We start from the raw sequence: 24,761 nt of genomic DNA, 5'->3' as shown, positions 1-24,761 counted from the left end.
GTCTGGAACTTCCAGGCGATCGCGTCGATCACCTCACGGTGGTCACGCCACCGGGGACCTCGCTGGGGCGTCCGGTCCGGAAGCAGGGGCTCGGCCTAGAAGTCGGCGCGCGTGAGCGTGTCGGAGCGGAGGACGGACTCCAAGTCGTACGTGCTCGTGTAGGTGTCGCGGATGTACTCGATGTCGGCGTCGCGAGCGTGGGCCTCCGTCGCGGGATAGAGGACGATCAACTCGTAGGAGCGCTCACGATTGATGTCCCCCTCCTTGTCTCGCCATTGACCGCGACCCTGCTGGATCGTCAGTCCGGACGGGAATCGCGGGGTGATGTGGTCCGCCACGAACTCGAGGAACTCCTTCTCCGGAATGGGCGGCTTGCCGCCGTGGCGGCCCGTGCCGAAGAAAAGGTGGGTTGCCACGTACGGCTTGCCGCGGCCGATGTCGGACGCCACCGGAGAAACCGGAGAAGCGGTCCGTTCGTGGGCGTCGGAGAAGGGGCGGGCGACGGATGCCCCGGCGGCGAAGGCCACGACCGCCACGACTGCGGTGAGCCGCAGTCGCGCTGTGGTGAGTGACATGGTTGCGGGTTCCTTTCGCTCAGCGGCCGGCCGTTCGGCCCGTGTCCCCTGTCCGAGCTGTCATGCCTCAAATGCCCGTCGGTACTTACTGGTTGAACCGGCGAAAGCCTACGCGCCCCGCAGCCGGAAGCGTCAACTGCCCGTTAGATCGCGGTGATAAGGTGCGCACGTTCCGTAAGGTCTTGACCTGCCCTGTGAGGTGTGGATGACCGAGGGCCAGGAGGAGTCGATGTTCGCGGAGCGACTCGGCGAACTGTTCAGCAAGAGCCGCCTACGGGGCGGCCGCCTGGGCCGGACGCACGGAGCGGGAGATCTCAAGCGGTTGGCTGCGACCTGCGATGAGCTGCTCGCCCGGCTGAACCTGCCCGAGGGGGCCGATATCTTCACGCTCTGCGAGCGGCTGGGCCGCGAGCGCGGGCGGCCGGTATTCCTCGTGCCGGTCGAACTGCGAAATCCCAAGCTCTTCGGAATATGGTTCGCCACCGATGGGGCGGACTTCATCGCGTACGAGAAATGCACCAGTGCGCTCCACCAAGAGCACATCATCGCGCATGAACTCGCCCACATCGTCAGCGGTCACCGCGGTATCGGCGGCGGGCTGGACGACGCCGGTGTGGAGCAGCTCTTCCCGAGCCTCGATCCGCGTGTAGTCCGTGCCATGCTGCAGCGTTCGGGCTACTCCGACAGCGATGAACACGAGGCGGAGACGCTGGCTTCGCTGCTGCTCGCCCGGCTTCGGCGGCCGCCGGCGGAACACGTGTGGCAGGTGCCGCCGACCGAGGCCGAGACCGTAGCGCGCATCGAGAGCGTCGTCGGCCTCCCGCGCACGGGGCGTGAAGTCGGCGCGCATCAGGCCGATTCCGAGCCCGAGTCCGATTCCGATTCCGAGTCCAATTCGACGTCCGATTCTGATTCCGTATCCGAATCCGAGTCCGGTGTCGGCTACGAGTTCCACCGCGCGTCCCCATCCGAGTCCCCGCCGGAGCCTGAGGTCCCCTGAGCATGTTCTACCAAGTCCTGTCCTGGGTGTGCGCCTTCGCCGGGCTGGCCGCCTTCTCCTACAAGGTTCCCGCTCTGCTGCGGCACCCAAGAGATCCCGCGCTGATCGCGCTCTGTATTTACTTTCTGGGCTCGGGCCTGAGCTTTCTGGTGGACCTGGATCCCATCCATTCCAGCGTCGCGGAGTTCTTCGGCTACCCCAACATCACCACGATCATGACCCAGACCGCGGTCGTCGTGCTCACCGCGGCTCAGCAAGTCGTCCTGGTCCACTGGTCCCACGCTCCCGAGGAAGCCCGGCCCAGGGCCCGGCGGCGGATCATCGGATTCGGACTCGCGGCAGCCGTCCTGGTCGGTCTCTTCTTCCTGGTGAGTACGCCCAAGCGGGAGTCGACGGCCGAGACGACTCTCCTGCTGAACATGGAGAATCCGCGCTACGCCGTATATCTCTGCCTCTATATCGGCGTGTGCGCGGTCGGGCAGATCGAGGCGGTGCGGCTCTCGCTCCGCTATGCGAAGATCGTCAACCGCTCCTGGCTGCGGCGCGGCATGTGGGCCGTTGCCACGGGAGCAAGCTTGGTCCTCGTGTACTGCGCCATCAGGTACACCGAGATAGCCGGGACCCATCTGGGCTACGACATGAAGTCCTGGGATCCCCTCTACTGGATCGCCGGGAGCTTCGGAGCCCTCTTCCAAGTCTTCGGCTGGACCGTCCCATCCTGGGGGCCGCGGCTCTCAGGGGCGTGGCGCTGGATGGTGAACTACCGTGCGTACCAGCGCCTGAGGCCGCTGTGGTGGGCGCTGTACCAGGCGACGCCCGCTATCGCCCTGTCCGACCCGCCCTCCCGGCTCGCCGATCTGGTTCCCCGGCGCGGCCTGGAATACCGCCTCTACCGCCGGGTCATCGAGATCCGCGACGGCCAGCTGGCGCTGCGCTTCTTCATGGACCCACCTGCCGTACGGAGGGAGGCCGAGGCCCGGGGCCTGTCCGAGGACCGTACGCCCGCTGCGTGCGAAGCTCTCCTCATCCGGTCCGCCTTGTGCGCCCGGCGCGGCGCATCGGCTCCGGCCGCTGATTCCTCCTCCGGCGACGACTCCTTCACCTTCGCCCCGGACCTGCAGGGCGACCTGGCCAGGGAAATCGACTGGCTGCTGGAGGTCTCCCGGGAATTCAACCGCTTGCCCTCGTTGGAGGAGCCGGACGATGGATCCGCACGCGGAGCAGCGCTTCGCCCAGGCGGTCGCCGAGACGACGCGGAGCTTGATCGCCCTGGACGGTGAACGCGGCGCCATAACCACCGCCCGCAGTGCTGAGCGAGCCGTCGCGGCCGTCCGGGAACAGTGGCGCACCCTGCGCCACCGCCATGCCCGTACGGGCGACGACGCCTGCGCGGCGGTCGCCGAGCTGTTGGAGATCGCCGGCTGGATCTCCTTCGACGCCGAGCGGCAGACGCGGGGCCACGCCCTGAACCGGCAGGCGTTGCGGCTGTCGCGTACCTGCGGGGACCGGTCCACGGAACGCCTGGTGCTGCTGAACATGAGCATGCAGGCGGCGCACGTAGGGCGGCCGCGCGACTCGTACCTCCTCGCCGCGTCGGCCCTCGACTCGGGGGCGCTCTCGTCCAGAACCGCAGCGCCGTTCCGGCTGCGCCAGGCGCGCGCGTTCGCGCTGTCCGGGCGGCGGCAGGAGGCGCTCCGGGCGTTCGATCACGCCCGGAGCCTGTTCGCCGACGGATGGTCCCGGCACGATCCGCCGTGGACCTGGTGGCTCGATCAGGAGGAGCTGGACGGGCACCACGGCTGGACGTACGCGGCGCTCGAGGAGTGGGACAGGGCCATTCCGCTTCTGCGGAGCGCGGTGGACGGCCCGCAGGGCCCCTCCTATCGCATCCTGTTCACCGCGGAGTTGCTGTGCTGTCTGGTGAACGCCGGAGCGTGGCGCGATGCGGAGGATCTGATGGCCGATCTCATCCCGCATGCGGGCGCGATCGGTTCGGGGCGCGCGGTGACCTCGATCAGACGGGCTGTGGCGATCGTCAGGGCTCGGCGCGGAACCCGGCGCGGCGCACTCTCCTCCCTGCAGGACGCGGCCGGACTCCTCGACACGAGCCTGCGCTGCCGCGTCTGTCGCAGCGCCAAGAACGCCTCGGCGTCGTGAACGGCCGTACCACCGCGTCCGCTTGAGGTCAGGTGATGTCCCGTCACCGAAGTGCCGGGTGCGGCACACTTGTGACACAGCTCGTTGCCGCACACGGGTGACACGGGTGACACGGGGGAGTGCCGCAGTGAACCGCCGCCTGTCCATCGTGCTGGCCGGGGGATCCACCCTGGCTCAGGCGACTCTCCTGTTCGCGTTCCACCCGCTGAGCCTGCGCGTCTTTGGCGACGATGCCGGCCGCCTCCCCGAAGACATCCGGGTGCTCGGCCTCAGCGTCAACGGCTTCGTGGTGACGGACACTGACCACCTCGGCGGGTGGCTGCCGCAGCTGGTCTTCCTCGTCCTCTCCGCGGTGCTGACGTACGCGGTACTGCGGGCCGCTCCGGGTGTCCGACCACGGATCTGTACGGTCCTGGAGCTGATTGGGGCGATGTTGCTGGCGGCCGGGCTCGCCGAGCTGCTGGACCGGGCCATGGACACGGCCTTGCGTCGTGCGGATCAGACGTACATCGAGTGGTTCATCGGGGACCAGCTCCAACAGACGCAGGTGGCGTCGGCGCAGTTCGCGCTGTTGACCGCCTGGCCACTGGTCATCACATGGACGACGGTGTGGCGCTTGCGGCGATGGCCGCCCTTCCAGCCGCTGATGGGATCGACGGATACGGCCGACGGCTGCGGGGCCACAGCGGAACCGGCACCGGTGCTCCCCACGGCGCGCGAGCGCCGCGACGCGGTGGCCGCCGGGCTGACGGTGGTGGTGCTGCTGGCGGTCGCGGGCGGACCGGTATTGCGGCACAGCAACACACAACACTTGGAGCAGTCCTCCTCTCTCACCTTCGACCCAGACCTCGTGAGTCCGTACTACCCACCGGACTTGATCCAGGAGTGGAGCGGAGTCCTCTACCCTGCGCTGCGCATGCGTCCCCTCAGGACCGAGCACGTCAGTGGGTGGCTCGCGACCCTCGCGATCTGCCTCGTTCTGCTGGCGGTGCTGGCGGCAGCGCTTCGTGCCGTGGCCGCACGCGCGGCGGGCAAGCACCCGCTGCGTGTGGTCATGGAGTGCTGGTCGGCGACCCTGCTCGCAGCCACGGCGGCCGCGCTCGTGGAGAGCACCCTGCTGCAGGGGCGCGGGATCGCCCCGCGCCGGGAGGACGTGAAGGTCGCCTTCGACGCGGCGAGCGCCGACGCCGTCCGGTTCGGCACGGTGTGGGGCTGGGCCACGGGCGCCGCGTTCATGGGCGCGGTGCTGGTGTTGACGCGTCGGGGACGCCGTAGAGAGCGGCGCGTGGACGAAGGGCGGCCGGGCCATGCCGAGTAACCGACCGGGGGTTCGCAGGACCGGGGCGCTCACTCGCAGGAGCATCCGCCGTGCCGGCCGGTCCGGTCCTGCCCAAGGGGCAACCCGGGACCGGCTGCGGTACTTGAGGAGTCCCGCCACCTGGCTGGCCGGGATCCTGCTGACGGTGGCGACCGTGACCTTCCAGGACGTGTTGATCGGCACGGTGAAGGCGGTCCTTCCGCTCGACAGCCTGCCCGACCGACTGTCGCCGCGGAACGCCATCGAGGTGGTCGAGGTCCGCAACGTCAAGGGGTTCGGCGCTTACCTAGTCCGTGGGGACGAGGAAGGACGCCTCGCCGCGCTGATGAAAGCCGGTGATTCCTCGTGGCGGGAGGTGGGCTACGTGGACGTCGGCCGTGCCGAGTGGATGGTCACCCTTCGGGGCCGCGCCGCCCAGCAGGTCCGGATCACCGACATCGTCCCCGAGCTGGAGGGCGGCAGGTGCTCATCGCCGCTCACCGGCAGCCTCGTCCTCGAGCCGTCGCAGGGCGTGGAGGACGTCATCCCACTCGTCGTCACCATCGATGATCCGGTTCCGACGCTGAAGGCTTTCCCGAGTAAGATCAACAGGATGGTGGAAGATGCGGAGCCGTACTTCACGGGCCCCAAGGCCCGGCACATCACGCTGAACCAGAACGAGAGCGAGGCGCTCGTCATCCAGGCGGAGTCGAACCGGGGCCACTGCCGCTGGCGCTATCGCATCCACTACCAAGTGGGCGGCAGCACAGCAGAGATGGTGCTCAGCCGTCCTGACGACAAGCCCTTCGAAATGACCGGCCATGTGCCGGACGCCAGCCGCTACACCTCCGTCTACGAACGCAACTTCGGCTGTGCCTCAGTCGGAGAGTGGATCACCGCAACCGGCGAGGAGTACGCCCGCGCGCTGCGCAAGGACTACGGGACAATCTGTCCCCGACCCCAGGATTGACAAAGCCTGACACGATGTGCCGACCTGTCGGCAGGTGATCAGGCGGCGAGGCCAGGCGAGAGGCAAAGCCCGACCCGAGAGAACCCCGGGCAAGAAAGGTCAGCGAGCTGACGGACCTTGACGCAAGGTCGAGGCTTGAGACTGTCTCGTCATGGCGATCAGGCTCTCTGCCGGCGAGTCGTCGCAGTCAGTCGGCGAATCGGCGGACGTAGTGCCTCTGCCAGGGCGTCTCGACGGCGTGGCGGTCGTAGTTCTGCCGCACGAAGTCCACGGCCTGGCTGGCCGGTACCCCGTCCAGGACGGCGAGACAGGCCAGCGCTGTGCCGGTTCGGCCACGGCCGCCGCCGCATGCCACCTCGACGCGATCGGCACGGGCGCGCGCCCACGCCTCCCCGAGGATGGCTCGGGCGTGCGTGCGGTTCCTGGGCAGCCAGAAGTCCGGCCATCGCAGCCACCGGGCTTCCCAGGAGACCTGGGGAGGTTGCTCACCGAGCAGATAGACAGCGAACGTGGGCGTCGGACTGGCCGGCAGCGGTCGGCGAAGTGCGCGCCCTCGAACCAGACGTCCGGAGGGAAGCCGCAGGACACCCGTGTCGGCGCCCTCCCAGGCCTCAGTCATCATCAGCTCACCGTAGCCACTGCCGTCATCGCACGCTCACGGCTCGGGGCCCGGGTGCTCGAGGATCGCGAGCCATAGCGTGGCGTACGGGTTGTGTAGGGGGTGCATGGCATCTCGCACTCACTCCGCGTCGGGGCGGAGGGGATCGCGGAGGGGATCACAGAGGGCATCGATGCGGTTCAGCTCGTCCGGCGTGAGCCGCAGTGCGCCGGCCGCCACGTTCTCCACGAGATGGTCGGGGTCGCCGGTGCCGGGGATGGCCAGTACGTGCGGGCCCTGGTGCAACGTCCAGGCCAGCCGGACCTGCGCGGGCGTCACACCGTGGGCTTGGGCGACGGCGATGACCTCGCTGCTGTCGGGGCTGACGGCGCCGCGTTCCCGCCCCTCGGCCGCGATGGCGAAGAACGGCACGAACGCAATGCCCAGTTCGCCGCAGGTCTGCAGCAGGGCATCGGAGTGCGGGCGCCGACTGTCCAAGCCGTAGCGATTCTGCACGCAGACCACCGGGGCTATGCCCCGTGCCTCGGCGAACTGGCCGGGGCTGACGTTGGAGACACCCAGATGGCGGATGAGCCCGGCCTCACACAGGTCGGCCAGCACACCGAAGTGCTCGGCGATCGAATCGGGGCCGTTGACACGCAGGTTCACCACGTCGAGGTGATCCCGGCCGAGTTGGCGCAGGTTCTCCTCGACCTGGCCGCGCAGCTGCTCGGGGGTGGCCCAGGGCAGCCAGGCACCCGACGGATCGCGCCCCGGACCAACCTTGGTGGCGATGACCAGGTCGTCGGGATAGGGGGCCAGGGCACTGTTGATCAGCTCGTTGGCGGAGCGCAGCGACGAGAAGTAGAACGCGGCAGTGTCGAGGTGATTGACGCCGAGTTCGATGGCGTCCCGCAGGACGCGGATGGAGCATTCGCGATCACGTGGCGTGCCAAGATCGAAAGCAGCACTGCCCGTCAGCCGCATCGCACCGAATCCGACGCGGTTGACCGTCACGTCGCCCAGCTTCCAAGTGCCCGCGGCCCCCGCATTGATCATTTCCGAAGACATGAACGCAGTCTGGAGGCTAGTCGTTCAGGATGTCGGTCAGGTGGGCTTCGATCGGTTCGTCGGCGTCGTCGACGTCCCAGAACAGGGTCAGGATCAGACCCAGCGGGTCGGTTCCCTGGCCTTCTTTCGCTCGGGGGTGGGCGACGGCCGGCGTGTCGATCACGCCGGGCTCCCCAGAGCCGAAAGGGGCCGGAAGTGGCGCGCCGGCAACAGCGAACGGCTCGTAGCGCCACTGGTGGCCGCGGTGCCGTACGGCGACCTCGCCCACGTACCAGCAGGCCCCTTGCAGGAAGAGACTCATGCGGTCGGTGTGGATCTGCTCCTCGCTGTGGTAGCGGGCGCGCACCAGCTCCTCCAGGGCCTCCAAGGAGGCTGCGGAGAAGTCCCAGGTGTCCTCCGGAGCTCCAGTGTCCTGGCACCAGTTGGTGAACTGCTGGGATCGGGCCTCCAGCCAGGCCGGCAGATCGGGTATGAGTGATGGCTGCGGTATCTCGTCCATAGGGCTTCAGGGTAAGGCAGCTGTCCGACAGGAAAGGGACGGGGCGCCAACGGCACTCAAAGAAACGGCCTGTTGACGCGCCGGTTGTCCAACAAACCTTTGCCATAGGTCTGTTGGGAGGCTCTATGGTGTGTTAGTCGGCTGGCGCGCGAGACGGGGGCCCGCGCTGCCGAGCCTGTCCCACGTGCCCCCACGACCAGGGACACTCTGTGAGAACACTCATACCAGCGCGGGCACGCCACCGCAGGGCTGTAGCGGTGGCGTTGTTCGCCTCGACCGGGCTGCTGGTCTCCGGCATACCGGCTCTCGCCGGGAATGCCTTCGCCGCCCCGAATCTGACCGGCAAGCGGTGCGACCAGCTGTATCTGAAGCGCAAATACGATGCCCCGATCGCCGGTTCGGGGGTCCAGGGGAAGAACCAGCAGTACAGCGTGAGTCCGGAGCGCGACTGGTCGCCGTACTTCGCTGACAACCCGGCACACGCCTTCGACGGCCTCAAGGCACCGTCCGCGGCCCAGCAGAAGCTGGCGGGGAACACGCGGGCGGCCATCGACAAGTGGAAGTCGAAGTACGAGCAGACCGGGAATATCAAGTACCGGGTGCTGGAGATCTACGCCCGGTACGGGCAGAACCTTGCCAAGAACAACAAGTCCACGATCCGTGACTTCTCCCGCTATCTGGATGTGCGGATCGCCGGGAACGAGTTCAACCGGACCAAGGGTCACGCGTTCGGCCGGGAGATGGTCAAGAAGTTCCAGCTGGTGGGCCCAGACTGGCTGTGCGAGGTCAGGGTCCGAGTGACCGACAAGAACGGCAAGCCGGTCATCGACCCGAAGACTGGCAAGCAGGCCGTGCGGATCTACGACTTCTACAACAAGAAGACCAAGGAGTTCGGGGAGTTCAAGTCCAACGGCAAGCACATCCCCAAGCAGCTGCGGTGGGACCGGAACATCCTGCGCTCCCCTGACTTCCGTGATCACAGTCTGCGGATGGTGATGGGTGAGAAGGTCACCAAGAACACCCGCGAGACCTACCAGAAGTTCAACGCGCAGATCCAGAGGGAGACCGGCCGGTCGAACGGGGTGACGATCCGCGAGCAGCGGTCGAACGCGATCCCCAGATGGAAGCCGAACCAGTACACCCGGTACAACCCGAACTTCAATCCGTCCCCGTCTCGGGTGGGCACCGGCGGGCCGTTGACGGATGCTGCGTACCGGCAGGGGCAGAACCGGGCTGAGGCCAAGGCTCTGCAGAAGATGTACCAGGGGGCGAACACGCGCGGCGGGTTCGGCCGGCCGGGTGGGGTGGACTTCTCCACTCTGGAGTTGAACTACGTCGGGAACCCGGTCAAGGGCAAGGGCATCGACTATTCGTTCAAGGCCGGCTACGTGCCGAACGAGGACGTTGAGCCCGGCTACGGAGGTGAGAAGGCCCTCACCCTGGCCTCGGACGCGTTCTTCACCTGGTTGGCGCTCACCCCCGACCGTATGTGGGTGAACCTCAACCCGGACCAGCCCGACAAGATCATGGACGAGGCGTTCTCCAAGACCGACGCCGGCAGGATCCTGCTGGAGGCCGACATGGAGATGAAGCGGGACTGGGCCCGCGCCATGAACCCGAAGGTGTCTCCGGGCCGGGAGTTCATGAACGCCGCTCCGAAGGTCGATGGTGTGCCGTGCTGGGCCTCGGGACGGAACTGGATCGTTCCGGACCGGGCGAAGGTGCGTGAGCAGGATGGCGGGATCTACATCCTGGACGCGCCGTTGAAGGTCAATCACGCGGCGATGGACTTCGACACTCCGATCCCCGGCGGCAGCTGCGACAAGAAGCTGACGAAGGAACAGAAGAAGTACAGCGTCGAGCTGATGAAGCGGTTGATCATCCCCAACGTTCAGGAGAAGGTCAACAACGATCCGAAGTACAAGGACCTGCGCACGGTGTACCGGTCGCGGGTTGCTGCGGAGTGGGTGCGTCAGCAGGACGCGAAGAAGGCCACGGACTTCCGGAAGATCATCAACAGCAACACATTGAAGCGGTGGCCGCTGCGCGCCCCCCACCAGGACTGGGACAAGCGCACGGTGTGGGAGCAGATGCGGAAGTCCTTCACCGAGGGCGAGTTCAAGTACGAGTGGGAGAACGGGGGCACCATCTACACCTTCACCGTGGGCGGGGTGGATTTCTCCAAGGCACCGAAGCGGAACATCAGCCGGGCCCGGTTCACTGTGGAAAAGCCACGGTTGGACAAGACCACGAAAACGTCGGTGAGGACGGAGACCGCTTACCGGAACACGGAGACCGCCTATCTGGGCGGCAGCTCCGACCGGGCCGCCCCCGGCGGCGGGGACGATCCGGGCCCGGACCCCACCCCGACACCGACCCCCACGCCGACGGAGTCCGACACGGGTCGGCCGACCACGCCGCCGGCCACCCACACCCCGGAGCCGTCCGGTAAGCCCAGCGAGCCGGGCGAGCCGGGCGAGCAGCTCCCCGACACCGGCTCCGACACCCCGATCGGGCTGATCGCCGGTATCGCAGCCGCGCTCGCGGCGGTTGGTAGCGGCCTGATGTGGTGGATGCGCCGCCGCAGGACCACCGAAGGCTGATCCGGCCTCACAAGTCGGCCAGCAGTACGGGCCCGCCCCCCAGCCATGGGTGCGGGCCCGTAGGTGTTTCTGGACACGGTTCGGCCTTCTGCGTGATCGACGTCGGCGGGCCGCGGGCCCACGGGGCCGGCGTCTCCTGAAAATCATCACCCGCGCTCAGCGGTTGATCGCAGGCGACAAGGAGTGCCACCCACCGGACGCCCTACCGGTCCGGCCCCACGCCTACACGAGCCAGCACCTGGTCGGCCAGTTCCTGCGGGGACAGCTCGCCGTCCAGGAACACGGTGTCGCTGGGCAAGTTGTCGGCCGCCGCCGTGCATGGGTCGATTCTGGCCCTGCACCAGCGCCGGACCCGCTCGTCCTGTTCGGGGTCATCCGGGGTGAAGCTCCGGCCGTCGATCCGTTTCTCCAAGACCTCCGGGGAGACCTTGAGGAAGAAGTGGTGGACGACGAGGCCCGCAGTCTTCAACTCGCCGAAGAACTCGGCGACATAGGCGGGGTTGACCAGGGTCATGGGGACCAGGACGGGCCGGTGATACTCCTGGACCAGGCCCACAGCCAGGTCGGCGACCTGCCGCCGCCACAGCCGAAGATCCTGGAAGTCGCCGGTCGGCACCTTCACGATGTCCCGCAGCACATAGCCGACCATCTCCGGGTCATAGACCAGTGCCTCAGGCCATCGCGGACGCAGCTCGTCCACCAGCGTGCTCTTCCCGCTGCCGAACGCGCCGTTCACCCAGACGATCACAGGGCCCCCCACTATTGGTCCATACCAAAGCCTTGACCGGTCGCATAATTCGCCGTTCAATCACGGAGGAATCCTTACCGGATCTCCTCCCCCCATCTCAGCACCCCACCCCCTCGGTTGGCCTGTGCGTGACATGTTCCCATCACGCCCTTGTGAGAGATGAATGCGATGTCCGAGACGAAATCCCCCAGACGTCCCCACGTTCGCCGCCTCCTGTCCACCACCGTCTTCCTCGCACTGCTGAGCTGGTCGTTCGTGTCAGCGCCCCCGGCCGTCAGCGGCCCTGCGGCCGGCAAGGCCCCCGGCGGGGACCAGGAATCTGCCGCCGCCACCGGAACCGTCACCTTCGTCGATGACTTCAACGGGCCTGCCGGGTCCGCCGTCGACAGCACCAAGTGGCAGATCGAGACGGGTGACAACGTCAACAATCACGAGCGCCAGTACTACACCGCCGGCAACAAGAACGCGGCGCTGGACGGCCAGGGGAACCTGGTGATCACCGCGCGCAAGGAGAATCCGGCCAACTACCAGTGCTGGTACGGCACCTGCCAGTACACCTCCGCACGCCTCAACACCGCGGGCAAGTTCACCCAGACCTACGGTCACTACGAGGCCCGCATAAAGATCACTCGAGGCAAGGGCATGTGGCCTGCCTTCTGGATGCTCGGTAACGACATCGGCAGCGTCGGCTGGCCCAACAGCGGTGAGATCGACGTCATGGAGAACGTCGGCCACGAGCCGACCAAGGTGTACGGCACGATCCATGGACCGGGTTACTCCGGTTCGGGCGGCATCGGTGCCAGCTACAGCTCGCCGAACGGGGCCCCCTTCGCCGACGCGTTCCACACATTCGCGGTCGACTGGACCCCCAACTCGATCAAGTGGTCGGTGGACGGCACGGTCTACCAGACGCGCACGCCGGCCGACCTCGGCGGCAAGACCTGGGTGTTCAACAAGCCGTTCTTCATCATCCTGAACCTCGCCGTCGGCGGTGACTGGCCGGGCGACCCCGACGGGAACACCACCTTCCCGCAGCAGATGTTGGTCGACTACGTACGCGTCACCACCAGCGACACCGGGGACACCACGGGCAAGCCGATCACGGGATTCGGCGGCAAGTGCGTCGATGTGGCAGGCGCGAACGTGGCCAACGGCACCCAAATCCAGCTCTACGACTGCAACGGCACCAACGCACAGCAGTGGACCGTGGGCACCGACGGGACCATCCGCGCCCTCGGCAAGTGCATGGACGTGGCGGCCGCCAACAGCGCTGACGGCACCAAGGTCCAGTTGTACGACTGCAACGGCACCAACGCACAGCAGTGGACCGTGGGCACGGACGGGACCATCCGCGCCCTCGGCAAGTGCCTCGACGCCACCAACTGGAGCAGCGCCAACGGCACGCCCTTGCAGATCTGGTCCTGCAGCGGGGGCGACAACCAGAGGTGGACCGTGGGCTGATGACCCCGCCCAGGCTCCCGCGCGCCCCCGGGAGCCTGGGCACAGCCCGCCCGGGCAGAGGCTGATCCACCAGGGCGCCGTGGCAGCGCACCGGCGAGCCATGCTCTGGCGATCTCCCGTCACTTGATGAAGAGAAGTCGGTTCGGTGATCCCTTGCCGATCTCTTTCAGAACCCCCTTGGTCGAGTTGGCGATGATGCGGTCCTTGGCCTGTGCCATCGTCAGGTTCGGATTCTTCTGCAGTTCCAGAGCTACGGCTCCGGTAGCCAGCGGCGCGGCGAAGGACGTCCCGAAGAAACCCTTCTGTACGGCGGTGTCGCTGGATATGCCGGCGGCGGTGATGTCGGCTCCCGGGGCGAACGCGGTCACGCACGGGCCGTAGCTGGACGCGTTGAGTCCGGCGTTGCGTTCGTCGTCCTTCGTCGAGGCCGCCATGGTGATGGCGCGGGGGTCCTTCGGTGAATTCTGGCAGTCGCCCCTGCCGAAGTTCCCGGTGATCGTTACCGTTGGCAGGCCTGCGTCGATCATGCCTTTGGCGGCCTGGTCCATGGCCGGTTCGGGCTCGCCGGGGAGGTCGTTGCCGAAGCTCTCCAGGCTGAGGTTGGCCACGGCGGGCTTCTTGAAGTTCTTGGCGACCCAGTCCATACCGGCCACGATCTGTTCGGTGGTGCCAGAGTTCTTGCAGTTCAGCACGCGTACGGCGTGCAGTTTGGCCTTCTTCGCCACGCCGAAGGTCTTGCCGCCGATCTGGCTGGCGACGAACGTGCCGTGGCCCTGGCAGTCTTCGGTGCCTTTGTCGTCGTCGATCGAGGAGAAACCGTCGACGACGCGGCCCTCGAACTCTTTGTGGGTCGAGCGGATGCCGGAGTCGACGACGTAGACGTTGACGCCCTTGCCGTCGCCCGGGGCGGTGAACTTGTTGTCCAACGGCAGGTTCCGCTGATCGATCCGGTCCAGGTGGAACGGCACCTCGCTCTGGGCGCCGGCGTCGGCGCCGGTGGCGCGGTTCGCAGTCCCGGCGCCGCTACCGTACTGATGGGTCCGAACTGTCTGCACATACGCCACATTGGGGTTGCGGCGCAGCTTGGCAACAGCGGAGTCGGGCAGGTCGGCGGAGAAGCCGTGCAGTGCGGTGCGGTAGGTGTGCCGAATCGTCCCGCCGGCGGTTTTGACGCTGCTCATGGCCTTCTTCATCGCAGAGCCGCCGGATTTGAGGACGACGAGGTAGCGGCCCTCTACTTCGTCGGGTGCGGCGGAGTACAGCGGTGCCATTTCATGAGGTTCGGCGGCGTTTCCGGGAGCGATCACCACCACCGCTGCGACGGAGGCGGCTCCTAAGGAGGCGAATCCCCAGCGGAGGCGATGGGCGGGTCGTTTTCGGGTAGGCATGATCGTCCTTCCACACACGGGTACAGGGGGCCGGCCGTAGAAAAATGCCGAGGGAGGCCTCATGGGAGTTGCCATGACGTACGGGGCGGCGACGACGTTCGCAGGCCCCTACGCTCCGACCTCTCGTCGCGTGTAGCGAAGACCGTGCCGGATCCTCCTGGCAAGTGACTCCTGAGTTCTTTTCGGTATCTGTTTCGGTACCGAAAGCACCGGACGGCGGACATGTACCCAATCACCGGTTGCCTCCAGGAACAAGCGCACTACCACGTGTGCGGGCAGCCCCCAATCCCCCTACCCCGGACCAGGGTTCGCGCAGCAAGGCCGCGAGGTGAAGTGACTGCTCAGACCGGCCGGAGACCGGATCACAAGTCGCTTTGTCGGCTTAGGCGGCGGACGCAGAATCAGAGCTGGATGGCTTGTCCGCCGCCGATTCTTAACTGAGCCTGAAGGACGCCATAACGGTGTCTCATGGGGTCGATCTCCGCACTGAAGAACCGTTTTCCCAGGGCTACGGTGCCGTAGAAAAGTGCGGCAGGTTTCCGCATCCCGCATTGAGCCGGGCAATCCTTTGGAGATCCCCCTTGCGACACAAGCGGCGTAGGAAGTTGGTTCCCCTCATCGGTGCCGCATCGGTGCTGGTAGCGGGCACAGTCGTGGGCGTGATGCAGGCCGCTCAGGCCGCGAAGCCGTCCGCCACATCGACGGACTGTGTCGCGTCCTGGTACGGGGCCAAGGACGAGCAGGTCGAGGGCGCGTACACAGCCAGCGGAGAGCGCTTCTACGCGGCCCGGATGACGGCGGCGAGCCGCGATCTCGCCTTCGGCACCAAGGTCAAGGTGACGAACAAGAAGAACGGTCGCACGGTGACGGTGAAGATAAACGACCGGGGGCCCTTCACCGATCCGGGGCGTCGGTGTATCGACCTCTCGGCCGGAGCATTCGCCCGGCTTGGCGTGGATCTGTGCTCGGGCACGACCGATGTCCACGTGGCCGTCCGACCGAACAAGACGCGGACCAGCCGGGTTGATCCGAAGTTCAAGCCGATATCCATGTCGGAGTGCGCGCCCTGACGGTCAGCGGTCCGGCTGCTCCGCGGCGCGTGAATGATGCACCCGGGATGAGCCGAACCCGGCGGTTTCCGATCGGAGTTGCGGCCCTGTGGGTGGTGATTCTGGGCAGATTCACCACCCACCGGGCAAGCGATGCAGTGCTGAGCGTCAGAGTCCCCTGAGCTGGTGGACCTTGCCGTCCTTGGTCCAATACACCGCGTGCACACCGGACGGACTGGTGTCGACGCTGCGCGAATGGCCCACGATCGTGCCGTCGGCATTGATCGCACGGGCCTCGCTGGTGACATCCCCGGGCAGGGTGCTGAGGGCGGTGGTGGAGCCGTCGGCACTCCAACGCACCGCGTGGGGTTCGTAGTAGGCCTTCCTCGAGAAGCCCGCCACCGTGCCTTCGGCATTGACCGCGGCGGCCCCGCTGTCGGTGTGGCCCGGAAGGGTGCCGAGGTCGGTGATGGTGCCGTCGGGGTCCCACCGGATCGCGTGCGGGTTGAGTCCGTTCCCGGACCATGCCTCGCCGACCACAACGCCGTTGTTGTTGATCCCTTTGGCCTCGCTCGATTCGAAGCCGGCAGGGGTGGGGAGTTCGGTCACGGCACCGCTGGCGTCCCAGGTCACCGCGCGCGTCACGTCATAGGTGATCGACCCACCGGCGATCACTCCGCTCTCGTTGATCGCATGGGCAGTGCTCGCGTCGTCGTCGGGCAGCGGGCTCAGCGCGGTGGCAGTGCCGTCGGGGCTCCACCTGATGGCGTGCGGCCAGTCGCTGGTGCGGGACATGCCGACGACCACATCGCTGTCGTTGATGTCGGAGACACTGGTGAATGTGTCGTTGGGGAGCGGCGGCAGGGTGGTCATGGTGCCGTCCGTGTTCCACCGCACTCCGTGCGGGATGCCGTCGCCGGCGATGGACCAGCCGGTTACGGTGCCGCGGCTGTTGATCGCGAAGGCCGCGCTGTTCTTGTCGCCGGAGAGCTTGGGCAGCTCTGCGGGGGTGCCGTCGGGGGCCCACCGCACAGCGTGGGCCGAGCTGTCGTTGACGTAGACCAAACCGGCTATCGCGCCGCTGTCGTTGATTCCGAATGCCTCACCGCTGGCGCCGAGGCTGTTCGTCGCGGCGTCTCGTTCCGCCGCCGAGGCCGATGACGGAACGCCGGTGAAACCGACCGCCGCGATGAGTACCATGCTTCCCACCTTGGCCAAGCCTGCTAAAACTCGCTGACCCCACACCGTATCTCCATTCTGACCCTGCTATGGCCGGCAGGATCGAGCCACAGGGTGTGCATAACATTCATGTGTTTCGACCGGCAGAATCGGGCGAAAAATGTTACCGAGCGCATTGCGACCCGGTCCATGCATGGGGAATCAGCGCTTAATACTTAAACCGGCTTCGGGGAGCCGTCCCCCTCCCGGTTCGCCCGTCGGCCTCGCGGCGTCGATACGGGACTGCGGGCGGCGGCTCGAGGTGGCTGATCGTGATGCGGGAGACGCCGGGCAGCATGGCGATCGAGGGCGGCGGTGGTCACGGACCGGGTGAGCGGAGGACTCTTCCCCAGCGGGGGTTCTTCCAGCATCATGGGTCGCCCCCTGCCACCAGAGAGATCGATGCCCACTCACCTGCCCGACGCCGAACTCATCCAGCTTGTCCGCGTCGGCAGCCCGCACGCCGACGAGGCAATGGACGAGCTGCACCGCCGCCACGGGCCAGCCGTCCTGTCCTACGCCCGCGTCTGCACCAACCATGAGCAGAGCGCCGAAGCCCTGACGGCAAGGACCTTCACTCTGGCGCGCCGTGAGGTGGGTCGCGGACTCATCGCCAAGGAGACCTGCCGGTACGACCTCCTGCTACTCGTCCATCGCGCGGCCGTCCCGTGGGCCAACGGCGCACGGCGGGCCGAACTCGCGCCGGACTTCGCCTCCTGGATCGACGATGTCGGCGGCGACCTCCGGGACGAGACCGCCGCACTGCGCCTTGAGCAGCGCTCCACCGTCCTGTGCGGCTTCCGCGCCCTGCCGATGTCCACCCAGGGGCTGCTGTGGCACGCCGTGGTGGACGAAGACCCCGACACCGAGGTGGCTGCGGTGCTCGGCCCGCAGCCGGACCAGATCCCTCATCTGACGTCCAAGGCGCTGGACGCGCTGCGTGATGCTTACCTCCAGGTCTACTGGGAGGGCAACGAGGACAAGGAGTGCCGCGGGTTCGGCCGCATCATGAAAACGGTGGCCCGGCCCGACGACCCACGGCACAGCGTGGATCTGGACCGGCACCTGGCCCGGTGCGCCAACTGCACGCAAGCGCTGGGCGACCTGATCGCGCTCAGCGATCGCCCCGACCGCGTACTGGCCGAGGGCCTGCTGCTGTGGGGCGGAGCCGGTTACCTCGCCGCGCGCGAGGACGACTCTCCGCACGCCTCTGCCGCGCCAGACCCCGAAGGCGCCGACCGGGACCGCGCCGTCCCGGTGCCCGGGAGCGACGACGACGTCTGGGAGCCCCCAGCCCCGGCCCGGCTGTCCTCCGCGGCACCGGCCCGCAGGTACGCAGGCGGCCGGCGTTCGCGCGCAGTCGCCGTCCTCGCCATCGTGACGGCCGTCGTGGCCTGTGCCGTGACCGGCTTCCTCGTCCTGGGGCCCTCGGACGTGTCCGGTCCGGGTGGCGACAACGCCGAGGCTCCCCGATCGTCGGACACCCCTGCCGATGCCGCGTCCCCGACGCCCCGGCCCGCCACCACGACACCGTCGAAGGAAGCAAGCGACACACCCCGCCCCAAGGATCCGACCCGCCGCTCCACCCCCAGCCCGTCAAGCGACGGCTCGTCAGACGGCGGCTCGTCAGACGGCGACGCATCACGCAGCGACCCGTCGCCGAGTGAGCTGTGCCGTGACTCCGACGGCACGTACGTGGAGGGGCCCCGGAAGGACGGCACCGACGCGTGTGCGGACACCGGCCCATCGGAGCAGTCCCCTTCCCCCACCTACTCGGTCGCCACCTCGAGCGGCAACGGGAACGGAAACGGGAACTGGGGCCAGAGCAACGGCCAAAGCAACGGCCAGAGCAACGGTCAGGGCTGGGACTGGGACTGGGACTGGTAGGTAGGAGCCTCGTGGTCGCGGTCCGGCCGAGGGCCCGTGCGTCAGGCCCGGGCGACGGCTGCAACGTCAGCGACGCCTGGCGGCGGGGCGAAGCCGGCGGCGCCGCGCCGGTCCGAGCCGGCCGGTGCGCCGTTCGAGCCGGTGCGCCGGTCGGGGGAGTCGCTCCATAAATCGTTTGCCCTCCGGAACGGCCGTCTGCTGCACTGCCCGACGACAGTCGGTCGACCGAGGAGCCACGATCATGTGCCCAGTGTTCATGTCCACCCAGGAAGGAATGGCCACCCATCTCGAGGACATGACCCTTGGTGCAAACCCTGAACTTGGGAATTCTGGCGCATGTTGACGCCGGCAAGACGAGCCTGACCGAGCGGCTGCTGCACGCCGCAGGCGTCATCGACGAGATCGGCAGCGTCGACGACGGAAGTACCCAGACCGATTCCATGGCGCTCGAACGGCAGCGCGGCATCACCATCAAGTCCGCCGTGGTGTCCTTCGCCATCGACGACGTCATGGTCAACTTGATCGACACCCCCGGTCACCCGGACTTCATCGCCGAGGTGGAGCGGGTGCTGAGCGTGCTCGACGGCGCCGTCCTGGTCGTCTCCGCCGTGGAGGGGGTGCAGCCGCAGACCCGCGTGTTGCTCCGGACGCTGCGGCGGCTCCGCATTCCCACCCTCGTCTTCGTCAACAAGATCGACCGCAGTGGCGCGCAGGACGGCCCCTTGCTGCGGAGCATGTCCGAGAAACTGGCCCCGGCGATGATCCCGATGGGGTCGGTCAGCGGGCTCGGCACCCGTGGCGCTTCCTGCGCGCCGTACGGCCCGGCCGACGCCGCATTCACCTCCCGGATGGTCGATCTGCTCACCGACCACGACGACACGCTCCTGGCCGCGTACATCGACGACGAAGCGAGGGTTTCGTACGGCCGGCTCCGCGGGGAGCTGGCGGCGCAGACCCAGCGGGCACTGGTGCACCCGGTGTTCTTCGGGTCCGCGATCACGGGTGCGGGCGTGGACGCGCTGATCGCCGGCGTCAAGGAGCTGCTGCCCGCGGCCGAAGGCGATGCCGACGGGCCGGTTTCCGGCACGGTCTTCAAGGTCGAACGCGGTCCGGCCGGGGAGAAGATCGCGTACCTCCGGCTGCGCTCGGGAACGGTGGGGAACCGGGACGTCCTGCGGTACGGCACGGACGGCGAGGGCAAGGTCACCGCGATCAGCGTCTTCGACGGCGGAGCGGCCGTGCGGCGTACGTCGGTCTCCGCAGGGCAGATCGGCAAGCTCTGGGGGCTCGGCGGGGTCCGGATCGGCGACGCCGTCGGCGTGGCCGACACGGACACGGCGGAGCCCCGGCACTTCGCCCCGCCCACGCTGGAAACGGTCGTCGTCCCCTGCCGCCCCGCCGACCGCGGCGCGCTGCACACCGCGCTCGCCCAGCTCGCCGAGCAGGACCCGCTGATCAACCTGCGGCAGGACGACATCCGCCAGGAGGCGTCCGTCTCGCTCTACGGCGAGGTGCAGAAGGAGGTCATCCAGGCGACGCTGGCGAACGACTTCGGCGTCGAGGTCACCTTCCGGGAGACGACGACGATCTGTGTGGAACGGCCGGTCGGCACCGGCGCGGCTGTCGAGTTCATGGGCGAGGCGGACAACCCGTTCCGTGCCACGGTCGGGCTGCGCATCGAGCCGGCGGCCGCCGGCTCCGGCGTGCGGTTCCGGCTCGAGGTCGAACTCGGATCGCTGCCGTTCTCCTTTGTGAAGGCGGTCGAGGAGACCGTGCACCAGACGCTGCGTCAGGGGATCCACGGATGGCCGGTCACCGACTGCACGGTCGTCATGACGCACTCGGCGTACACACCGCCTCCGCCGTACGGCTGGAGCAAGTGGTCGAGTGCCGCAGGCGACTTCCGGAATCTGACGCCGCTGGTCCTGATGAACGCCCTGCGGCAGGCCGGCACCAGGGTGTACGAGCCGATGCACCGCTTCCACCTGGAGGCCCCGGCGGACACCTTCGGCGCGCTGCTGCCCGCACTGGCGCGGTTGGGAGCCGTGCCGCAGGCTCCGGAGGTGCGCGGCTCCTCGTGCGTCCTCGAGGGCGACGTTCCAGCCGCGTCGGTGCACCGGCTGGAGCAACGGCTTCCGGGGCTGACGCGCGGCGAGGGTGAGCTGGAATGCGCCTTCGACCGTTATCAAGCGGTCAAGGGCGCGATCCCGGCCCGGGAGCGCACGGACCACAATCCGCTCGACCGCAAGGAGTACCTGCTGCATGTCGTACGGCGAGTGGCCGGGCGAGCGTGACACCGGGGCCTGACGGCGCCCGAATCCGGATTGCCGCACTCGTACCCGGGGCGGCCCGGGTGATTCGGGGGGATGATGCCCGGGTCGGGGCTGACGGGCCGGTTCTACCGTCACCCGGGTTCGGCTTCTACCGTCACCCGGGTTCGGCGACGAGAGGGATCATGCACAGACGTACGACCATCATGGCTTCCGGTGCGGTGAGCGCCGCGCTGGTGCTCTGCGCGTGCGGCGCCGGAGGTGGTCCGTACCCACGCGACCGCTCGTCCCCGCCGCTCACCGGTACGCCCGGCGAACTGCGCCTGGGCCCCGAGCGGCCCACGGCCGGCAAGGCGGCGGACGAGCCGCGGCCCGGCGACGTCAACGGCGATGGATACGACGACCTGGCCGTGGAGACCGGGGGCCATGTCGCCGTGGTGTACGGCTCCGCTCATGGGCCCGAGCCGCGGACCCGGGCCACGGTGCGGATGCCCAGGACCGAGGACCCCGGCGGCACACCGCCCGCCATCCAGCTGCACCGGGCCGACCTCGACCACGACGGCTTCACCGATCTGCTGGCCACGCTCAGCGATGGACGCCAGTACGCGCTGTGGGGCGAGGCGCGCGGGGTCACCGGGCCCCGGCTGCTGGAGACGGGGCGCAGCGTCGTGTCGTCGGTGGAGACCACCGACTGGACGCCGGGTGCGCTGGGCGACTTCGACGGGGACGGCAGTGGCGACATCTTCCGGCTCGGCTCGGAGACCGGGCCCGCGGGGACTATCCACTACGGCCCCTTCGACCGCACCGGCAAACCCGCCCGCAAGCAGACCGTCGACGCCAAGCGTTCCGAGGACACGGAGCCGTACAAGGCGACAGCCGGTGACTTCGACGGCGACGGGAGGAGCGACCTGACGGTGTGGTTCCGCTGGACCGACCCGGAGATGGAGGGCGACGGCATCACGTATGTCCACGACATCCATCACTTCCGGGGCGGCGCGAAAGGCGCTGTCTTCGCGCGGAGTTACGTCGACCGCGCCCCGGAGGGCCTTGCGTGCGACGTGGACGGGGACGGCACCGACGAGATGTGTCTCGCCTCCTTCGACAGTCACCAGAAGGAGCTGACGATCGGCATCGCCCGCAGTTCCGGCCCGGGCCCCAGTACGGGGCGTTCCACCAGTGTCCACCTCCACGAACTGCCCAGTATCGACGGCTCGAAGGAACCCACCTACGGAGGCGTCGCGGGGCGGGCGGTCGGGGATGTGACCGGCGACGGCAAGCCGGACCTCGTGCTGAGCGCGATCGGTGCCAACAACAGCCAGGGGGTGCTCTTCCTGTTGCCCGATGTGGCCCACGCCGCGAACGGCTCGCGGCTGCAGGCCGTTGACCTGGATACCCCCGGCGTCCGGGGGAGGAACGAGCCGTACGCGCGCAACCGGTTCCGACCCCGGCCCCCGCTCCTCGATGTGAACGGTGACGGGCAACTCGACGTCGTGGCCACCGCCGGCTACGACGGCAAGCGGTTCTGGGTGCTGCCCGGTGCGGACTCGGGGCTCAACACCCGGGGCAGCTGGCACATTTCGCTCGAGGATCTCGGCATCGGGCGCTGAGCGAGCGTATGCCTTTCGGACAGGCAGCAGGCTGGACGGCCTGCCTTGCGCGCCTGCGGAGGGCAGAAAGGCACAACGCTTAACAGTTAACCGGAGCCAGGGATGCGATCTGTATCGGTAAGCGTTCCATAATGCCGTGTTTGACCGACCGCATGCGTGACCCAGAGTCAGTGGCGGTAAGTGGCCTGTCTGTTCCGTCGGCACAACTTCTTCACAATGGTACCTTTCCTGTGATGGCATGCTCACGCCATCGGGCGCTCTCCGCCAGGGCGGGGCCGAGGGCACGCGCGCGTAATCAAAAACAAGATCACACCCAGCCTGGCCTAGTGGTAGAGGGAATGGAGATCCCATGTACAGGGCTCTGGCGATAGGCGGTGCGGTAGCGGCGTTAGTAGCCTCGACCGTGTCCGCCCAGGCCGCACCGCAATCGGAACCCGTCGAGGGTCCGCCCGGCAAGATCACGATCGAACCCGAGACGATCAATGGCTCGGGCTGCCCGGCAGGAACGACCGCTGTTGCCGCAGCCGAAGACAACACGGCCTTCACTGTTACGTACAGCCAGTACCTCGCTGAGGTCGGTCCCTCGTCCAAGCCGACCGACTTCCGCAAGAACTGCCAGATCAACCTGAGAGTGTCCATCCCGCAGGGATGGACGTACGCCATCTCCAGAGTCGACTACCGCGGGTTTGCGCACCTGCAGGCCGGCGCCAGCGGTATGGAGAAGGCAAGCTTCTACTTCACGGGGTCACCGCACACGTCCAGTAAGAGCCACACGTTCAGGGGGCCGTACAGCGACAACTGGCAAGCCTCTGACGTCACCGAACACTCGGAACTGGTGTGGGCGCCTTGCGGTGAGAAGCGCAACCTCAACGTCAACACCGAACTGCGGGTCAATGCGGGGACATCGGACAAGGAGAACAAAACGAGCTTCATGACGATGGACTCGACCGACTCGAGCGTCAGCACGATCTACCACTTCTCGTGGAAGCAGTGCCCGGCGAGCTGACAGGCGCAACCGGCAGTCCGGGGCATCGCGACAACACGTGCGATGCCCCGGATCGGTTTTTTCATGGCCCCCAACGCACCCCGCCCGGCGCGCAACAACCGTAGGGCGCCCACACGTTGGGCCCGCACCCCCGTCTCAGTCGGGTTGCTCTGTGTCCCATGCATGTCCTCCACGCGCGATCGTGCGGCGTCCCCAGGTGGCAGACCCAGGGGAACGAGGGGGGACCGAGAGGTGAACGACGGCGTGCAGGTGTGGCGACGCAATGGAATGGCACCGGGGATTGTCTTGGGGCTGGCGCTGGCGACCACGGTGTGGGCGCTACAGCTGTTGTTCGGAGGCGGACTCTGGGCGTTCGGACAGAGAGGTGGCGAGGGCGGCGAGACAATCCCGGTCATGCCGCGTAAGTCCGATAACTCGCTGGAGCGGGCAGAGGGCTTCCGCAACCACCTGAAGGCCAAGGGCACGCCCGAGCAGAAGCGGGCCGCCAAGCATGTCCTGACGGTCATCAGCATCATCGAGACCACGGATGGTGACGTCCACATCGGCACTGATCTCGACGACTCCCCATTCGACGACGAAGAGGAGTTGGGGGAGAAGTACGGGGATACAGAGTCGTCCCCGGCGAAGATCCTTGCCCTGGCGTACGCGAACTGGAAGTCGTCGAAGACCGACGCGACGGTCAATGTCTACAACGCGGCCGACCAGCGTCTGGTGTCCGGCATCGATCTGTGACGACAGGGGCCTGGTGCGCCCCGTCGGTGTCCAGCAACAGCCATGTGTCCGGCGGTACCGCCGGCTTCCCGGGCACCGACCTCCGCTCCTCCCGCCACGCCGACCCGACGGCAGCAGTGGCGATCCGTCGCCAGAACCGAGCGGCACCCGCGTTCTCCTCCTGGAAGGCGATGGCCCACGGCCCGGGCTGCATGCGCAACAGTGCCAGGGCGGCCTGGTGCCCGACCGCCTGCCGACGCAGCGCGCGGACGATGAAGAACGCACTGATGGACGTCGCACCATCGGGAAGACCCCGAGTCAGCGTGAAGCCGGCGAGAGCCGATCCGTAGTAGATCAGGTAGGCATGGCGATCCGGCTCGCTGAAGAACAGTGGCAGTTTGTCGAAGGCGAACAGGCCGTTGGCCCTGGGCGTGGACCCGCGAAACTCCGACAGATCATGTCGCTCCAGCTGGGCCAACCGCTCGACCACGGGCCGAAGATCCTCGGCCACCTCCCGAACGGTTACTTCCGCAGCGCCCCCTGACGAGTCCATCCGGCCATACTGCCAGCCCACGTTGGCCCTCCAACAGGCCAAAAAGATCGCCGCCTGATGCGCCACGGGCTGACGACCTCAACGTGTGCCCCC

At 67.6% G+C, this 24,761-nt stretch carries 21 protein-coding genes; 13 read left to right on the top strand and 8 right to left on the bottom strand.

Features of this window, described 5'->3' with window-relative positions:
• Positions 1–95 precede the first annotated feature (95 nt).
• Positions 96–575: a DUF3574 domain-containing protein gene (locus ACTWQI_RS24870; protein ID WP_443273899.1), complete on the bottom strand. Its 480-nt coding sequence runs from the start codon at positions 573–575 to the stop codon at positions 96–98.
• Between the two features lie 322 nt (positions 576–897).
• On the opposite strand from ACTWQI_RS24870, the gene ACTWQI_RS24865 reads away from it, so the two are divergent.
• From ACTWQI_RS24865 to ACTWQI_RS24845, 5 genes are all read left to right on the top strand, one after another.
• On the top strand, positions 898–1,575 hold the full coding sequence (locus tag ACTWQI_RS24865) for a hypothetical protein (protein WP_443273897.1): 678 nt from the start codon (positions 898–900) through the stop codon (positions 1,573–1,575).
• A 2-nt stretch (positions 1,576–1,577) separates the two neighbouring features.
• Positions 1,578–2,855, top strand: coding sequence for an MAB_1171c family putative transporter (locus ACTWQI_RS24860; RefSeq protein ID WP_443273896.1), 1,278 nt, complete (start codon positions 1,578–1,580; stop codon positions 2,853–2,855).
• The gene (locus ACTWQI_RS24855; protein ID WP_443273894.1) at positions 2,779–3,732 is read left to right on the top strand and encodes a DNA-binding protein; all 954 of its coding nucleotides are present in this window, start codon (positions 2,779–2,781) and stop codon (positions 3,730–3,732) included. The genes ACTWQI_RS24860 and ACTWQI_RS24855 overlap by 77 nt, the downstream gene beginning before the upstream one ends.
• Before the next feature lie 127 nt (positions 3,733–3,859).
• Positions 3,860–5,050, top strand: a complete 1,191-nt coding sequence (locus ACTWQI_RS24850; protein ID WP_443273892.1) for a hypothetical protein — start codon at positions 3,860–3,862, stop codon at positions 5,048–5,050.
• A gap of 103 nt (positions 5,051–5,153) precedes the next feature.
• Positions 5,154–5,999, top strand: a complete 846-nt coding sequence (locus tag ACTWQI_RS24845; protein ID WP_443273890.1) for a hypothetical protein — start codon at positions 5,154–5,156, stop codon at positions 5,997–5,999.
• Between the two features lie 187 nt (positions 6,000–6,186).
• On the opposite strand, the gene ACTWQI_RS24840 is transcribed toward ACTWQI_RS24845, so the two are convergent.
• The 3 genes from ACTWQI_RS24840 to ACTWQI_RS24830 all read right to left on the bottom strand — a co-directional run bounded on the left by ACTWQI_RS24840 (position 6,187) and on the right by ACTWQI_RS24830 (position 8,167).
• Positions 6,187–6,618 (bottom strand): phosphatase domain-containing protein, encoded by a 432-nt coding sequence (locus ACTWQI_RS24840; RefSeq protein WP_443274000.1) that lies wholly within the window; start codon positions 6,616–6,618, stop codon positions 6,187–6,189.
• Between the two features lie 120 nt (positions 6,619–6,738).
• Positions 6,739–7,668, bottom strand: a complete 930-nt coding sequence (locus ACTWQI_RS24835) for an oxidoreductase (RefSeq protein ID WP_443273888.1) — start codon at positions 7,666–7,668, stop codon at positions 6,739–6,741.
• A gap of 16 nt (positions 7,669–7,684) precedes the next feature.
• Positions 7,685–8,167, bottom strand: coding sequence for a hypothetical protein (locus ACTWQI_RS24830; RefSeq protein ID WP_443273887.1), 483 nt, complete (start codon positions 8,165–8,167; stop codon positions 7,685–7,687).
• Positions 8,168–8,424: 257 nt separating this feature from the next.
• Between ACTWQI_RS24830 and ACTWQI_RS24825 the strand changes: the two genes are divergently transcribed.
• The gene (locus ACTWQI_RS24825) at positions 8,425–10,770 is read left to right on the top strand and encodes an LPXTG cell wall anchor domain-containing protein (protein ID WP_443273886.1); all 2,346 of its coding nucleotides are present in this window, start codon (positions 8,425–8,427) and stop codon (positions 10,768–10,770) included.
• Positions 10,771–10,972: 202 nt separating this feature from the next.
• Here ACTWQI_RS24825 and ACTWQI_RS24820 read toward each other — a convergent pair whose 3' ends face one another.
• Positions 10,973–11,518, bottom strand: a complete 546-nt coding sequence (locus tag ACTWQI_RS24820; RefSeq protein ID WP_443273885.1) for an AAA family ATPase — start codon at positions 11,516–11,518, stop codon at positions 10,973–10,975.
• Between the two features lie 168 nt (positions 11,519–11,686).
• Here ACTWQI_RS24820 and ACTWQI_RS24815 point away from each other — a divergent pair, with 168 nt between their 5' ends.
• On the top strand, positions 11,687–12,979 hold the full coding sequence (locus tag ACTWQI_RS24815; protein WP_443273883.1) for a family 16 glycosylhydrolase: 1,293 nt from the start codon (positions 11,687–11,689) through the stop codon (positions 12,977–12,979).
• A gap of 119 nt (positions 12,980–13,098) precedes the next feature.
• On the opposite strand, the gene ACTWQI_RS24810 is transcribed toward ACTWQI_RS24815, so the two are convergent.
• On the bottom strand, positions 13,099–14,367 hold the full coding sequence (locus ACTWQI_RS24810) for a S8 family peptidase (RefSeq protein ID WP_443273881.1): 1,269 nt from the start codon (positions 14,365–14,367) through the stop codon (positions 13,099–13,101).
• Between the two features lie 662 nt (positions 14,368–15,029).
• On the opposite strand from ACTWQI_RS24810, the gene ACTWQI_RS24805 reads away from it, so the two are divergent.
• Positions 15,030–15,437 (top strand): septal ring lytic transglycosylase RlpA family protein, encoded by a 408-nt coding sequence (locus tag ACTWQI_RS24805; RefSeq protein WP_443273998.1) that lies wholly within the window; start codon positions 15,030–15,032, stop codon positions 15,435–15,437.
• 147 nt (positions 15,438–15,584) lie between these two features.
• Here the strand turns inward: ACTWQI_RS24805 and ACTWQI_RS24800 are convergent, their stop codons facing one another.
• Positions 15,585–16,616 (bottom strand): hypothetical protein, encoded by a 1,032-nt coding sequence (locus tag ACTWQI_RS24800; protein ID WP_443273880.1) that lies wholly within the window; start codon positions 16,614–16,616, stop codon positions 15,585–15,587.
• Positions 16,617–17,036: 420 nt separating this feature from the next.
• Between ACTWQI_RS24800 and ACTWQI_RS24795 the strand changes: the two genes are divergently transcribed.
• The 5 genes from ACTWQI_RS24795 (at position 17,037) to ACTWQI_RS24775 (ending at position 24,136) form a co-directional block, all read left to right on the top strand.
• Positions 17,037–18,521, top strand: coding sequence for a hypothetical protein (locus ACTWQI_RS24795; protein ID WP_443273879.1), 1,485 nt, complete (start codon positions 17,037–17,039; stop codon positions 18,519–18,521).
• 305 nt (positions 18,522–18,826) lie between these two features.
• Complete coding sequence (locus ACTWQI_RS24790; RefSeq protein WP_443273997.1) at positions 18,827–20,815, top strand: GTP-binding protein; 1,989 nt, start codon at positions 18,827–18,829, stop codon at positions 20,813–20,815.
• A 161-nt stretch (positions 20,816–20,976) separates the two neighbouring features.
• Positions 20,977–22,398 carry an FG-GAP repeat domain-containing protein gene (locus tag ACTWQI_RS24785; protein ID WP_443273878.1) on the top strand — a complete coding sequence of 474 codons (1,422 nt, stop codon included), beginning with the start codon at positions 20,977–20,979 and terminating at the stop codon, positions 22,396–22,398.
• 349 nt (positions 22,399–22,747) lie between these two features.
• Positions 22,748–23,404 (top strand): DUF4360 domain-containing protein, encoded by a 657-nt coding sequence (locus ACTWQI_RS24780; protein ID WP_443273876.1) that lies wholly within the window; start codon positions 22,748–22,750, stop codon positions 23,402–23,404.
• A gap of 393 nt (positions 23,405–23,797) precedes the next feature.
• A complete protein-coding gene (locus ACTWQI_RS24775; protein WP_443273874.1) occupies positions 23,798–24,136 on the top strand; it encodes a hypothetical protein in 339 nt (112 codons plus the stop codon).
• On the opposite strand, the gene ACTWQI_RS24770 is transcribed toward ACTWQI_RS24775, so the two are convergent.
• Positions 24,084–24,734 carry a GNAT family N-acetyltransferase gene (locus ACTWQI_RS24770; protein ID WP_443273872.1) on the bottom strand — a complete coding sequence of 217 codons (651 nt, stop codon included), beginning with the start codon at positions 24,732–24,734 and terminating at the stop codon, positions 24,084–24,086. The genes ACTWQI_RS24775 and ACTWQI_RS24770 overlap by 53 nt on opposite strands.
• Positions 24,735–24,761: the final 27 nt, after the last annotated feature.

This window comes from Streptomyces sp. KR80, from assembly GCF_052245555.1.
Lineage (GTDB): Bacteria > Actinomycetota > Actinomycetes > Streptomycetales > Streptomycetaceae > Streptomyces.
The sequence above is the reverse complement of the archived record's forward strand: the minus strand, read 5'-3'. Positions and strand labels throughout refer to the sequence as shown.

What these genes read in the sequence shown, in the direction of transcription:
- ACTWQI_RS24870 (WP_443273899.1), bottom strand. Translation starts at nt 575, where the DNA reads ATGTCACTCACCACAGCGCGACTGCGGCTCACCGCAGTCGTGGCGGTC.
- ACTWQI_RS24860 (WP_443273896.1), top strand. Translation starts at nt 1,578, where the DNA reads ATGTTCTACCAAGTCCTGTCCTGGGTGTGCGCCTTCGCCGGGCTGGCC.
- ACTWQI_RS24855 (WP_443273894.1), top strand. Translation starts at nt 2,779, where the DNA reads ATGGATCCGCACGCGGAGCAGCGCTTCGCCCAGGCGGTCGCCGAGACG.
- ACTWQI_RS24840 (WP_443274000.1), bottom strand. Translation starts at nt 6,618, where the DNA reads ATGACTGAGGCCTGGGAGGGCGCCGACACGGGTGTCCTGCGGCTTCCC.
- ACTWQI_RS24835 (WP_443273888.1), bottom strand. Translation starts at nt 7,668, where the DNA reads ATGTCTTCGGAAATGATCAATGCGGGGGCCGCGGGCACTTGGAAGCTG.
- ACTWQI_RS24830 (WP_443273887.1), bottom strand. Translation starts at nt 8,167, where the DNA reads ATGGACGAGATACCGCAGCCATCACTCATACCCGATCTGCCGGCCTGG.
- ACTWQI_RS24815 (WP_443273883.1), top strand. Translation starts at nt 11,687, where the DNA reads ATGTCCGAGACGAAATCCCCCAGACGTCCCCACGTTCGCCGCCTCCTG.
- ACTWQI_RS24810 (WP_443273881.1), bottom strand. Translation starts at nt 14,367, where the DNA reads ATGCCTACCCGAAAACGACCCGCCCATCGCCTCCGCTGGGGATTCGCC.
- ACTWQI_RS24805 (WP_443273998.1), top strand. Translation starts at nt 15,030, where the DNA reads ATGCAGGCCGCTCAGGCCGCGAAGCCGTCCGCCACATCGACGGACTGT.
- ACTWQI_RS24800 (WP_443273880.1), bottom strand. Translation starts at nt 16,616, where the DNA reads ATGGTACTCATCGCGGCGGTCGGTTTCACCGGCGTTCCGTCATCGGCC.
- ACTWQI_RS24795 (WP_443273879.1), top strand. Translation starts at nt 17,037, where the DNA reads ATGCCCACTCACCTGCCCGACGCCGAACTCATCCAGCTTGTCCGCGTC.
- ACTWQI_RS24785 (WP_443273878.1), top strand. Translation starts at nt 20,977, where the DNA reads ATGCACAGACGTACGACCATCATGGCTTCCGGTGCGGTGAGCGCCGCG.
- ACTWQI_RS24780 (WP_443273876.1), top strand. Translation starts at nt 22,748, where the DNA reads ATGTACAGGGCTCTGGCGATAGGCGGTGCGGTAGCGGCGTTAGTAGCC.
- ACTWQI_RS24775 (WP_443273874.1), top strand. Translation starts at nt 23,798, where the DNA reads ATGCCGCGTAAGTCCGATAACTCGCTGGAGCGGGCAGAGGGCTTCCGC.